Source organism: Leucobacter sp. 7(1) (genome assembly GCF_900163635.1).
In the GTDB taxonomy this organism is placed as follows: domain Bacteria; phylum Actinomycetota; class Actinomycetes; order Actinomycetales; family Microbacteriaceae; genus Leucobacter.
The window spans coordinates 1-12761 of sequence record NZ_FUID01000024.1 but is presented as its reverse complement, the minus strand read 5'-3'; the positions used below and the strand labels follow the sequence as shown (position 1 = coordinate 12761).

The 12761-nt window shown below is 65.4% G+C and carries 11 protein-coding genes; 10 read left to right on the top strand and 1 reads right to left on the bottom strand.

The features are described 5' to 3' along the window. Positions 1-253: 253 nt before the first annotated feature. From FM113_RS05400 to FM113_RS05365, 8 genes are all read left to right on the top strand, one after another. Positions 254-1228, top strand: coding sequence for a DUF559 domain-containing protein (locus FM113_RS05400; RefSeq protein WP_087012301.1), 975 nt, complete (start codon positions 254-256; stop codon positions 1226-1228). A 103-nt stretch (positions 1229-1331) separates the two neighbouring features. Continuing rightward, complete coding sequence (locus FM113_RS05395) at positions 1332-1769, top strand: carboxymuconolactone decarboxylase family protein (protein WP_087012298.1); 438 nt, start codon at positions 1332-1334, stop codon at positions 1767-1769. A 391-nt stretch (positions 1770-2160) separates the two neighbouring features. Continuing rightward, positions 2161-3459: a histidine--tRNA ligase gene (hisS, locus tag FM113_RS05390; RefSeq protein ID WP_087012296.1), complete on the top strand. Its 1299-nt coding sequence runs from the start codon at positions 2161-2163 to the stop codon at positions 3457-3459. A gap of 101 nt (positions 3460-3560) precedes the next feature. Beyond that, positions 3561-3995, top strand: coding sequence for a VOC family protein (locus FM113_RS05385; protein WP_087012294.1), 435 nt, complete (start codon positions 3561-3563; stop codon positions 3993-3995). Positions 3996-4110: 115 nt separating this feature from the next. Further along, positions 4111-5391: a phosphopyruvate hydratase gene (eno, locus tag FM113_RS05380; protein ID WP_087012292.1), complete on the top strand. Its 1281-nt coding sequence runs from the start codon at positions 4111-4113 to the stop codon at positions 5389-5391. Positions 5392-5425: 34 nt separating this feature from the next. Then, complete coding sequence (locus tag FM113_RS05375) at positions 5426-6019, top strand: septum formation initiator family protein (protein WP_087012290.1); 594 nt, start codon at positions 5426-5428, stop codon at positions 6017-6019. Beyond that, positions 6016-6498 carry a DUF501 domain-containing protein gene (locus tag FM113_RS05370; protein ID WP_087012288.1) on the top strand — a complete coding sequence of 161 codons (483 nt, stop codon included), beginning with the start codon at positions 6016-6018 and terminating at the stop codon, positions 6496-6498. The genes FM113_RS05375 and FM113_RS05370 overlap by 4 nt, the downstream gene beginning before the upstream one ends. A gap of 219 nt (positions 6499-6717) precedes the next feature. Then, on the top strand, positions 6718-8058 hold the full coding sequence (locus tag FM113_RS05365) for an NAD(P)/FAD-dependent oxidoreductase (RefSeq protein ID WP_087012286.1): 1341 nt from the start codon (positions 6718-6720) through the stop codon (positions 8056-8058). Positions 8059-8115: 57 nt separating this feature from the next. Here the strand turns inward: FM113_RS05365 and FM113_RS05360 are convergent, their stop codons facing one another. Further along, the gene (locus FM113_RS05360) at positions 8116-9585 is read right to left on the bottom strand and encodes a helix-turn-helix domain-containing protein (protein ID WP_087012284.1); all 1470 of its coding nucleotides are present in this window, start codon (positions 9583-9585) and stop codon (positions 8116-8118) included. A gap of 121 nt (positions 9586-9706) precedes the next feature. Here FM113_RS05360 and FM113_RS05355 point away from each other — a divergent pair, with 121 nt between their 5' ends. Together FM113_RS05355 and FM113_RS05350 are read left to right on the top strand one after the other, a co-directional pair. Then, positions 9707-11554, top strand: a complete 1848-nt coding sequence (locus tag FM113_RS05355; protein ID WP_087012282.1) for a phosphoenolpyruvate carboxykinase (GTP) — start codon at positions 9707-9709, stop codon at positions 11552-11554. 140 nt (positions 11555-11694) lie between these two features. Beyond that, complete coding sequence (locus FM113_RS05350) at positions 11695-11991, top strand: hypothetical protein (RefSeq protein ID WP_087012280.1); 297 nt, start codon at positions 11695-11697, stop codon at positions 11989-11991. Positions 11992-12761: the final 770 nt, after the last annotated feature.

Below are 12761 nucleotides of genomic sequence, written 5' to 3'. Positions count from 1 at the left end.
CACGCATCACGAGGGCGAGCATCGCGTCGCCGATCCCGACCTCCGCGCGCGCCCGATTCGTTATCCATGGGTGAGTTTCCGGGGCTTCCCGGACACGAAGCCCCGGAAACTCACCCATGGATGCGGGGACCTCGGGTGCCCCGGGTTGCGAGAGCTCTCCTCCACAGGCTGCCTGTGTCGCGCAATTGACCCTTTCCTCCACAGATACGCGAACACGCCCCGCGGCCGGCGACCGGTGAGACAGCATCAACCCATGCCCTGGCCACTCTCCGAAGTTCCTGTCCCACTCTCGCGACGCCCATTTAGTGTTGCTGAGGCTCGTTGCCTCGGGCTCAGCGAGGATGCACTCCGGCACCCGCGGCTTCGTACCCCGTTTCGTGGGGTCCGGTCCCTGGTCACAGTCGATCCACCGGCACGTTTCTCGGCCGAGCGTGCACGTGCTGCCGCGCTCCAGTACGTCCCGCGGCTCAGGCCCACTGAAGTCTTCAGCCATGCCACCGCTCTCGTGCTGCACGGCTGCCCGATCGCCCTGAGCCCCGAGCCGCACGTTTCGATCCTCCGACCGGGAAGTCGCGCAACTGCGCGCGGCGCAATCGGGCACACGCACGCGGCCCCGTTGATGCCCTGGCGACATGGCGAGAGCGGCGCACCGCTGGTTTCTCCCATGCTCGCGTTGACCCAGGCCGCAGCTGTGCTCCCGTTCCGCGAGCTTGTGGTCGCCGCCGATCACCTGATTCGGCCCCGCCGTGAACGTGCCGGCGGCCCTATCGTGACGCTCGAGGGCCTTCGCGACGCGGCGCGGGGCGCGTGCACGCGGGGAAGTCGCCGGGCGCGGGCGGCCATCGAGTTGGCCCGGCCGGGTGCGGAGTCGCGGATGGAAACGCTTTTGCGGCTCCTTATGGTCGCCTTTGGGATTCCGGAGCTTCCGCTGCAGGTCGACGTGCACGATGCACTGGGGCGGTGGATCGGGCGCTGTGACATGGCCGAGCTGGAGCGAAGGATCATCGTCGAGTACGACGGCGAACAGCACCGTACGAGCGACGAGCAGTACACGCGAGACGCGAACCGGATCGCCGCAGCGCAGGATGCGGGGTTCCGGGTACTGCGATTTCGGTGGTCCGATGTGACCCGGACGCCCCGGGCAACCGCGCAGCGCATTGCCGCAGCGCTTGGTGTGCCGCTTGTGCCTCCCGGCGACCCCCTGCGAGGTTTCCTCGCCGAGCGATAGCGGAGAACAGCAATGTCAGTGGCGCATGAGACGATGCGGGTATCCCGGGACGAGCATTTTTGCTCCGGGTATTGTCCGAATCCCTTGAATGATCGGAGTCCCCATGTCACGCATCAACCTCAGCAAGCAGCACCCTGACGTGTACCAGCAGCTGGCAACGCTCAGCGCCGCTGCGGAGGAGGCTGCCGCCACCGCCGGCCTGAGCCCGACGCTCGTGGAACTCATTAAGCTCCGGGTCTCGCAGCTCAACGGTTGCGCATTCTGCTGCCGACTGCATACCCGGGACGCACTCGCGGCGGGCGAAACGACGGATCGACTGGCCGTGCTTCCTGCATGGTGGGAGTCCCAGTACTTCTCGGCCTTGGAACAGGCGGCGCTCGGGCTCGCCGAAGAGGTCACCCGGCTCTCGGTGCCGGAGCGGACCGAATGGGACACCGAAGAATTGACGCCGGATCAGGTCTCCGCGGTGAGCTGGCTGGCCGTGGTGATGAACGCCTGGAACCGAGTCGCGATTCGAAGCGGCTACCGCGTCGCGCCATAGCTCATCGGACAGCACTGTCCTTCGACTGACGGAACCGTCGGCCGGCGATGCCTGTCGAAATCGCCTGTCGAAATCGGCTGTCGAAATCGGCTGTTGGCACCGTCTGTCGGCACCGTCTGTCGGCACCGTCTGTCGGAACCGTCCGTCGGAACCGTCCGTCGGAACCGCGAGTCGGAACCGTCCGTCGGAACCGCGAGTCGGAACCGCGAGTCGGAACCGCGAGTCGGCACCGCGAGTCGCAGACACGGTGCGCGAGCTACGTTCCCGGCCCCCTGGCCGAGGTGCCTCGCTCAGTGAGACGTACGGACCCCGTGCATTGTCGAACCCTGGAATCGCGCGCCCGGCGAGGACGCGCACGATCCGTCGCTCAGAGATGGAAGAATGGGGAACTATGGCCAATCCCGTGAACCCTCCGCGCGGTATGCGCGATTTCCTGCCCGCCGACAAAGCGCGCCGCGAGCACGCCCTCGGCATCATCAAGGGCGTCTACCGTTCCCATGGGTTTGACGAAATCGAGACACCGATGGTTGAGGATTACGCGCGCCTCCACTCGGGTCTCGGCGGCGACAACGAGAAGCTTTCCTTCTCAATCTTGAAGCGCGGGATCACAGAAGAGGCGCTCGCCGCCGCGGCTGCGGCCGGTGACGTGGAGCAGCTCGCCGATCTTGGTCTGCGCTTCGACCTCACCGTCCCGCTGACCCGCTTCTACGCCTCGCACCGCGCTGAGCTTCCGCCGGTCTTCCGGTCGATCCAGATCGCACCGGTGTGGCGCGCCGAGCGCCCGCAAAAGGGTCGCTACCGCCAGTTTGTGCAGGCCGATATTGACGTGATCGGCGAGCCCGGAATCCTGGCGGAGATCGAGCTCGTGACGGCGACCTCGCAGGCTCTCGCGGAGCTCGGGCTTGCCGGCTGCGTGATCCGCGTGAACGACCGCCGGATCCTGTTCGGCCTTCTGGGCCACTGCGGCTTCGAGCCTGAGACCCACGACCGCGCCTTGATCACGGTCGACAAGCTCGACAAAATTGGCACGGAGGGTGTCGTCTCGGAGCTGCGTGAGATCGATCCGGCCGCCGCCGAGCGCATGGGCGAAATCCTCGCGGGAGTGGAGCCCGCGCTCACGGGGAACGGGATCCCGCTCACCGGCAAAGCGATCGCGGCGGTGCTCCCGGCCGGGGCTGCCGAGGACGGCATTGCGAACCTCGCTGAGCTCGGTGCCGCGCTCGATGGCGTGCTCCCCGCGGGGGTGAGCGTGTGCTTCGATCCGACGCTCGTCCGCGGTATGGGCTACTACACCGGCACAATTTTCGAGGTTGCGCACCCCGGATCCGGCAGCTCTGTCGGTGGCGGCGGACGCTACGACGGCATGGTGGGACGGTTCCTGGGACAGGACGTACCGGCGGTGGGCTTCTCCATCGGATTCGAACGCGTGGTGGATCTTCTCACGCTTCCCGAGGCGACCGGGCCCGAATCGGTGGCGCTTGTGTACGACACCGATGTTGCCTACTCGCAGCTCGTCGCACTGAAGCGCGAGCTCGTAGCGCGCGGCCACCGAGTGCGACTCGAAAAGCGACAGAAAAACATGAAGACGCTGCTGGCGCGCGTCTCCGCGGACGGCTTCACAAGCATTGCAAACGTACGTGCCGGAATGGATTCGGTGGCGGATCTTGAGCTCCGCCCACTGTCCGCTTAACATCCCCAGGAAACTCACCCGAACGCTCTCTTGACCGGGGGTGCGCGGGGTGCGACGCTATTCGCGGAAGCCGCACCCCGCGGCGGATGGGAAGTACAGCCATGAGTACGCAAGTCTTCGTGAATCTCGCGACCGCCGACCTCGATCAGGCGAAAGCGTTCTACACCGCACTTGGATGCGAGATTAACCCGCTCTTCACCGACGAGAACGCCGCCTGCGTGGTGTGGAGCGACCAGGTGTATTTCATGGTGCTTGCGCGCGAGTATTTCGCGACCTTCACCGAGAAGCCGGTGGCGGATCCGGCGCAGAGCGCGCAGGTCATCGTTGCGATTTCCCGCGAATCGCGCACTGAGGTCGATGCGATCCTGGACGCAGGACTGGCCGCGGGCGGCACCGAGCCGCGGGACGCGCAGGACTACGGCTTCATGTACTCGCGCACGCTTGAGGACCGCGATGGCAATATCCTCGAGTTCATGTACATGGATCCGGCCGCGGCCGAGCAGGGACCGGACGCCTTCATGGCGGAGAACGGCTGAGTCCCGTTGAGAACGGGACGCCAGCGCCAGCGGCCACTAGACTAGGCACGGTGGCGGATCCGCGCCACACGTTTGCCCAAACACCCAGCACTGGCTGACACCTGAGGAGCGCATAGTGGCATTTATCGACGCAGTGATCGCACGCGAGATCTTGGATTCTCGCGGAAACCCGACCGTCGAGGTCGAGGTCGGCCTGACGGACGACTCGGTGGGCCGCGCCGCGGTTCCCTCCGGAGCCTCCACGGGTGCGTTCGAGGCGTACGAGCTCCGCGATGGCGATGCCGATCGCTACCTTGGCAAGGGCGTACTGAAGGCCGTTGACGCGGTGTTTGACGATCTCGCACCCGCGATCGAGGGCTTCGCGGCTGACGATCAGCGTGTCATCGACGAGGTGCTGCGCGAGGTGGACGGTACCGACAACAAGCAGCGCGTCGGCGCGAACTCGATCCTCGGCGTCAGCCTCGCAGTGGCACACGCTGCCGCGGCCTCCGCTGAGCTCCCGCTGTACCGCTACCTCGGCGGCCCCACGGCCTGCACCCTTCCGGTGCCGCTCATGAACATCATCAACGGTGGGGCACACGCCGACACCGGCGTGGACATCCAGGAGTTCATGGCGGTGCCGCTCGGTGCCGAGAGCTTCTCGGAGGGCCTCCGCTGGGGCGTCGAGGTGTACCACGCGCTGAAGGCGCTGCTCAAGGAGCAGGGCCTCACCACCGCCCTGGGCGACGAGGGTGGTTTCGCTCCCGACCTGCCCACCAACGCAGCGGCCCTCGACCTGATCGTCGAAGCCATCAAGCGCGCAGGGTTTGAGCCCGGCAAGGACATCGCGCTGGCTCTCGACGTAGCGTCGACCGAGTTCTTCGCGGACGGTGTCTACACCTTCGAGGGCAAGCAGCGCACGGCGGCAGAGATGAGCGCCTACTACGCAGACCTGATGGCGAACTACCCGCTCGTCTCGATCGAGGATCCCCTCGCCGAGGACGACTGGGAGGGCTGGAAGATCCTGACCGACGAGATCGGCGATCGCGTGCAGCTCGTGGGTGACGACCTGTTCGTCACGAACCCGGAGCGCCTCGCGGACGGCATTGCGCGCGGCGCGGGTAACTCGATTCTCGTTAAGGTGAACCAGATCGGCACGCTGACCGAGACGTTCGACGCGGTGCAGATGGCGCAGCGCGCCGGCTACACCGCGGTCATGTCGCACCGCTCGGGTGAGACCGAGGACGTCACCATCGCCGACCTGGCGGTCGCTACCGACTGCGGTCAGATCAAGACCGGCGCGCCGGCCCGCTCGGACCGTGTCGCAAAGTACAACCAGCTGCTCCGCATCGAGGAGGAGCTGGCTGGTGCCGCGAAGTACGCCGGCCGCGCAGCATTCCCGCGGTTCACTGCATAACTGAAGCACCCCAGTAGAAGAAACGACGAGCACGGTGAAACGCTTGACGAGCGACCTCGGAGCCTGGGCTTCGAGTCTGCGCTTCAGCGGCTTCACCGTGCTCGTTGTCATCTTGGTGCTGGCGGGCGCAGTGATCGTCAGCCCGAGTCTGTCGACCTACGTGCAGCAGCAGCGCGAAATCGCTGAACTTCGAGAGAGTGTTCGGATCCACCAGGAAGCCGTCACTGAGATCGATGCGGAGCGCGCGAAATGGAAAGACCCGGTCTACGTGCGCGCGCAGGCACGCGACCGACTTTTCTACGTGTTGCCGGGGGAGACTCAGCTCAACGTGATCGACGACGTGGTGCTGCCCATCGAGTCGACCGAGGAGACAAGCGCCAAGCTCTCCCGGATCCAGGACAACTGGGCGCACGGCCTAGCAGCCTCCTTCCTCAGCGCCGGCACGATGCCCGCCGGGGACGCGAGCGCCGATCCAGCGCCCACCGACACCGCTCCTACCGACACCGCTCCCACAGACACCGCCCCTACCGACACCGCGCCTACCGACACCGCGCCTACCGACACTGAGTCGGCGGGCGCTGACACACCCGACATCGCCCCCGAGGGCACCGAGGAGATTACCGAATGAGCCGCCCGCCGTACACCGCCCCCACCGAGGCCGACATTGTCGCCGTGAGCGAGCAGCTGGGGCGCGAAGCGCGTGGCGTGGTTGGGATTGCCGGCCGCACCTCGGACGGAAGTCCCACGGTCGTCGCTACCGCGCCGCGCCTGCCGGACGGTTCGCCGTTCCCGACCTTCTACTACCTGTGCCATCCGGAGGCAGTGGCCGCGGCCTCGCGTCTCGAGGCCGTCGGCATGATGGTCGAGTTCAATGAGATGCTCGCCGAGGATGAGGAGATGCGCGCGCAGTATCAGCGTGCGCACGAGCAGTACATCGCGGATCGCGACCTCGTTGGTGAGGTGCCGGAGCTTGCGGGCGTGAGCGCCGGGGGGATGCCGACCCGGGTGAAGTGCCTGCACGCGCTGATCGGGCACGCGCTCGCCGCGGGTCCCGGGGTGAATCCGATTGGTGACATTGCGCTTGAGCGGAGCGGCTGGCGGCCGTAGCGGCTGCGTCCACGACACCCCTGCCTGAGTGGCGGATCAACCAACTCGGGAAAGTGCGGGATCCGTCGAAGAATCCACTGTTTTTCGGGGATTTCCCGTCGAAGTGGCTGAGTACTGCCTGAATGCGCGGTAGACTGAGCGGTAGGGGCACCCGTGTGCCCATCCCGTCGTGTCCGAACATCGGACAGTACCCGCACAGAGCATCAAGGAGACCGCCCAGTGGCGAAGAAGATTCTGATCGTTGGCGGTGGCTACGCCGGCTTCTACACCGCATGGAAGCTCGAGAAGCTCCTCCGCGCCGGTGAGGCCGAAGTCACGATCGTCGATCCGCTGCCGTACCTCGCGTACCTGCCGTTCCTCCCCGAGGTCGCCGCAGGCTCGATCGAGCCCCGCCACGCAGTTGTTGCGCGTCGCCGCCACCTGAAGCGCACCGCGAACGTTGCGGGCAAGGTCACGGGCATTTCGCACGCGACCAAGACGGCAACGATCACGCCGAACGAGGGCGAAGCGTACGAGTTCGCGTACGACCAGATCGTCGTCACCACAGGCTCGGTGTCCCGAACTTTCCCGATTGCCGGCATCGCTGACAACGCGATCGGCATGAAGACGATCGAAGAGGCTGTCGCCGTGCGTGATCGCATTGTCGGCAACTTCGAGCGCGCAGCGTCGCTGCCCGCTGGCTCGGCCGAGCGCGCACGCCTCCTGACGATCACGGTCGTCGGCGGTGGCTTCGCTGGCATCGAGACGATCTCCGAGCTCCGCTCCTTCGCGACCAGCCTGCTGCGCCGCTACCCGGAGATCACCTTCGACGAGACGCAGTTCCACCTTGTTGAGGCGATGGGCCGCATCATGCCCGAGGTCTCGCAGGAGACTGCCGACTGGGTGGTCAAGGACCAGACCCGTCGCGGCGTAAACATCCACCTCGACACGCAGCTCTCCTCCGCTGTTGACGGCAAGATCGAGCTGTCCACGGGTGAGAACTACGAGTCTGACCTGATCGTCTGGACCGCCGGCGTCATGCCCCGCCCGTTCCTGCGCGGCACGGATCTCCCGATCGGCCCCCGCGGCCACGTGATCGGTAGCCCGACCCTGCAGATCACCACGGAGGACGGCGACGTCGTTGAAGGCGCCTGGACCGCCGGCGATACCTCGCAGACCCCGGACATCTCCTCGACCCCCGGCCCCGGTGGTTTCTGCGTTCCGAACGCGCAGCACGCTGTGCGCCAGGGTCGTCTGCTCGCGAAGAACATCGCGGCATCGCTGCGCGGCGAGGGTGTCGCAGAGTACAACCATAAGAACCAGGGTGCCGTCGCGGGCCTCGGCATGAACACTGGCGTGTTCCAGTCGGGCAAGTTCGCGATGCGCGGCTACATCGCGTGGCTCGCACACCGCTTCTACCACGGCCTCGCGATCCCCACGTGGGAGCGCAAGTGGCGTGTGTTCGGCGGCTGGGTTGGTCACTTCTTCCTGGGTCGCGACGTCGTCAACATCGAGGCGACGCAGCAGCCCCGCGCGATCTTCGAGGAGTTCGCGTCGCGGCCGAAGCCCGCAGCCGAGTAACCACTCGGGTGAACCTCAGAACGCCCCGGCAGCCTTGGCTGCCGGGGCGTTTTCTGGTTATGCCTCGGGCGCGTGCTTGCTGAGGAACTGGTACATCTCGGTATCGTCGACCCCGGGGAAGGTGCCGGAAGGCAGTGGTGCGAGCACGTGGGCGTGCATGCGTGCGCTGGGCCAGGCTTTGCCCTCCCACCGGGAGAGCAGCCCCGGGGCGGGGGTGCGGCAGCACGCGGGATCGGGGCACGTGGACGCCATCCGCTCGGTTGTGTCGCGACCTCGGAACCACTTTGCGTCGTCGAAGGCCACCCCACAGGCGATCGCGAACGGTCCCTGCTCGGCGTCACCGGTTTGGACGCTTGACCAGAAGGTGCCGTTGGGGGTGTCGGTGTACTGGTAAAACTCGCTGGTGCGGTTGGTGCGGTCGAACGCCGTGCGCCCACCCCACTTGTGACAGAGCACCTCGCCCTCGATCGAGCCGGAGTCATCACTGGGGAACGGGAGGTTGTCGTTTTCGTATCCGCGCACGAGGGATCCTGCGCCGTCAGCGCGGTAGTGGTGTACGCGGAGGTCGAGGTGGCGGGTGGCGATGTTCGTGAAGCGGTGGGCTGCGGCCTCGTGCGTCACGCCGAAGGCATCGCGGAGGTCCTCGATTGCGAGGTTGCGGTTGCGCTTAGCTTGCTGGAGGAAATCGACGGCTTTTGCCTCTGGGATCAGGCAGGCCGCTGCGAAGTAGTTGATCTGCAGTCGCTGCTCGAGAAATTCTGCATAACTTGCCGGCTCTGCGTGTCCGAGGACGCGGTGCGCCATCGCCTGGAGTGCGAGGGATCGGAGCCCGTGGCCCCCGGGGATCGATGCCGGCGGCAGATAGATGCGGCCGTTTTCGAGATCGGTGATGCTTCGCGTGTTGGAGGGGAGGTCATCGACGAAGATGAGCGTGAAGCCCAGGAGTTCGGCGAGCATGGCGACCTGGCGGTGTGTGACGGCCCCCGCGCCGTGACCGATCCGGCGCATCAGATCCGACGCCACCAATTCGATGTCGGGCAACCAGTTGTCCTGCTCGCGCATCTTCATGCGGATCGCGGTATTGACGCGGCGGGCCTCTTCGGAGGTTGTTGCCGCGGCGCGGGATCGGCGCGCCAGTTCGCGGTGGAGGCCGACGAGCGATTCCAGGGCCTCGTCGCCGAGTGTGCGGGGTGTGCGCACGTGGGGGAGCCCGAGCCGCTGGTAGCCGGGGGCGTTCTGGGCACGTTCGAGTTCGATCTCTAGGGAACTTCTGTGGTCGGGCGCCTCACCCGTGAGAAATTCCGCCGGGTCGACACTGAACTCGCGTCCGAGTGCCTGGAGCAGGGTGAGCTTGGGTTCGCGCCGGCCGTTCTCGATGAGGGAGAGTTGGCTGGCAACTACGCCGACGCGCTCGCCGAGTTGCTCAAGTGTGAGTCCGGCGCGGGTGCGAAAGTGTCGGATGCGCTTGCCGAGGACCAGGCGGTCGAGGTCGGCCTCGGCGGCTGGGGAATTGCTGTTCGGAGCCATAACTTGACCATACGGCAAATTTCCCGAAAGTTTACAGTAGATTTGGTAAACCCGAGGTGAATTTGTTCTCCAGAATGGAGATGTCACCGATTCTTCACCAGAGTGATCCTGAGGAGCACGCATGGGCATCAGCCAGACCGTCGAGGCCGAGCAGTCGATTTCTGACCTCGTAGCCGCGGAAGCCACCACGACCAACCCGGAAGTTCTGCAGTGGGTGACCGAGGTCGCTGAGCTCACCAAGCCTGACGCGGTTGTGTGGTGCACCGGTTCTCAGGACGAGTGGAACCGCATCACCTCTGAAATGGTTGAGGCGGGCACTCTGATCCCGCTCAACAAGGATCTCCGCCCCGGCAGCTTCCTTGCCCGTTCGCACCCGGCAGACGTGGCGCGTGTGGAGGACCGCACCTTCATCTGCTCCGAGGATGAGGCGGACGCCGGCCCCACGAACAACTGGGTCGCGCCCGAGGCTATGAAGGCCGAGCTCATGCCGCTGTTCGACGGTGTCATGCGCGGCCGCACCATGTACGTCGTGCCGTTCTCGATGGGTCCGGTCGGCGGGGCCATCACGCAGCTCGGCATCGAGATCACCGATTCCCCTTACGCGGTGCTCAACATGCGAATCATGACCCGCATGGGGCAGACCGCACTCGACGGCATCACGCCCGGCAGCGAGTGGGTGCGCACGGTGCACTCGGTCGGTGCTCCGCTCGAGCCCGGTCAGGACGATGACGCCTGGCCCTGCAACGACACGAAGTACATCACGCACTTCCCGGACACCCTCGAGGTCTGGTCCTACGGCTCCGGCTACGGCGGGAACGCGCTGCTCTCGAAGAAGTGCTTCGCGCTGCGTATTGCGAGCGTCATGGGCAAGAATGAGGGTTGGCTCGCCGAGCACATGCTGCTCCTGAAGCTGACTGACACGAACACGAACACGGCCTACCACCTTTCGGCCGCATTCCCCTCGGCCTGCGGCAAGACCAACCTTGCGATGCTCCAGCCCACGATTCCGGGCTGGAAGGTCGAGACAATCGGCGACGATATCGCCTGGCTTCGCCCCGGCACCGACGGCCGCCTGTACGCGATCAATCCGGAAGCTGGCTTCTTTGGCGTCGCACCCGGCACCGGCGAATCGACTAACCCGGTCGCTATGGAGACCCTCTGGGGCAACACAATCTACACAAACGTCGCCCTGACCGACGACGGTGACGTGTGGTGGGAAGGCAAGACCGATGAGGTTCCCGAGCACCTGATCGACTGGCAGGGCAACGAGTGGACCCCGGAATCGGGTCGCGTCGCCGCGCACCCCAACTCGCGCTTCACCGTGCCGATCCAGCAGACCCCGACGCTCGCGCAGGATTGGTACGAGCAGGACGGCGTGCCGCTGGACGCGATCCTGTTCGGTGGTCGCCGCGCCACCAATGTGCCGCTTGTTGCACAGTCGCTCTCCTGGGATCACGGTGTGTTTGTTGGTGCCACGATTTCCTCGGAGAAGACGGCTGCTCAGGAGGGCACCGTCGGCGAGCTGCGCCGTGATCCGTTCGCGATGCTCCCGTTCTGTGGGTACAACATGGCCGACTACTGGGGTCACTGGCTCGAAATGGGCGAGAAGCTCGGAGAGAACGCCCCGAAGATCTTCCAGGTGAACTGGTTCCGTAAGGGTGACGACGGCCGTTTCCTGTGGCCTGGATTCGGCGAGAACTCCCGCGTCATCGACTGGGTCATTCGCAGCGTTCAGGGCGAGGTGACCGGCCGCGAGACCGCGATCGGCACCGTACCCGCAGAGGGTGAGCTCAACCTCGACGGGATCGATGTCCCCGAGGCCGACCTGGCCGAGCTCTTCGCGATCGATCCGAACTCCTGGCTCGCTGAGGCCGATCTGACCGAGGAATTCTTCGCGCAGTTCGGTGACCGACTTCCCGCCGCGCTGCAGGAACAGCTCAGCAGCCTGCGCGCCCGCCTCAGCGCCTAATCGCGCTGCCGCATCCGTCGCTTCGTAGCGTGGGTGCGCCCCCAATCCGTAAACCCCGCCGTTCTGCCCAACGGCGGGGTTTACTCTTTCTCTCGGGACGACGCTTGACAGTGGGCGTCATAGCTGGTGGCCTGGGAGGTATGCACGTCATCGGCTGGATCCTGGCAGGTACCGGAAGCCTGCTATCGGCCGCCTCGGCAGTGGTCCTGATCCGCGCCAACCCGGGATCCAAGGTGCCGATCTGGCGCCGGGCTGAGCATGTTCCGGCCGCTTCGACGCGGACACTGATTCTTGGCAGCGGCTGCGCAATCTTTAGCGCTATGTTCATGGCAGATGGCCAGAAGTACTGGCCGATCGTGCTGTACACCCTTGCCGTCGGTGCGATGGTCGGGGTGATTGCCGCCCACAACTGGTGGGTGCGGCGTTCGCGAGGATGAGCACCTGTGCCCGTGCTACAGGCGCAGCTGCTTTTTCTGGAGCTCGCGGGCGGTTTCAGTCGTGGCCCAGGTTTCTGTTCCTTCTCGAGTGATGAGAGATACCGCAACACCGGGGACGCCCCAGTTCACGATCAAGGTTGAGGCTTCGTTGTTTTTGCCGGGTCGCCGAAAGAAGTTGACGCGACACCTCCGACCTCACCGATGGCGCGGGCCCGTCCGTCGGGGGTAGCCACAGACGAACCTTCCAAGTCGCAACCTGGTTCACCCAGCATCGAGAGTTCTGCCGCGGGGATTACCCGGTGCTTGCAAGGCTGCAGGTTTTCATACCCCTCGGGAATGCTCACGCCACCCGTTGTGTACTCGGAATTCATGGGCCCTGCGAGTACTCCTACCCCGCAGAAACACCATCGCCCCTTCTTTACCCATTCATCGCCCCTTCTTTACCCCTTCATCGCCACTTCATCGACTCAGAATGGCCGTTCGCGGGAGGTTCCATGTCTGAGTGGTCTCTTGTCTGATCGGTTTCTTGTGACGGTGGCACGGCAGCAGGTCGCCGGTAGTGGGGAACCTGCGTCCCGTCTGATGGCTTGTGGCCTCACCTAGTGCCGATGAGTAGCGTGGTCTTTTGAGCGCTCGACGGCGCTCAGCTCAGAAGGGGTGGTGCTCGTCTGGGATGTCGGGAGTGCCGGCTGGTTCGATGACGGGTACGAACCTTACCCGGCTTGGTGGCCGGTCCAGATACTTCCGTCCGGTCGGGTCGGTCCAGGTCA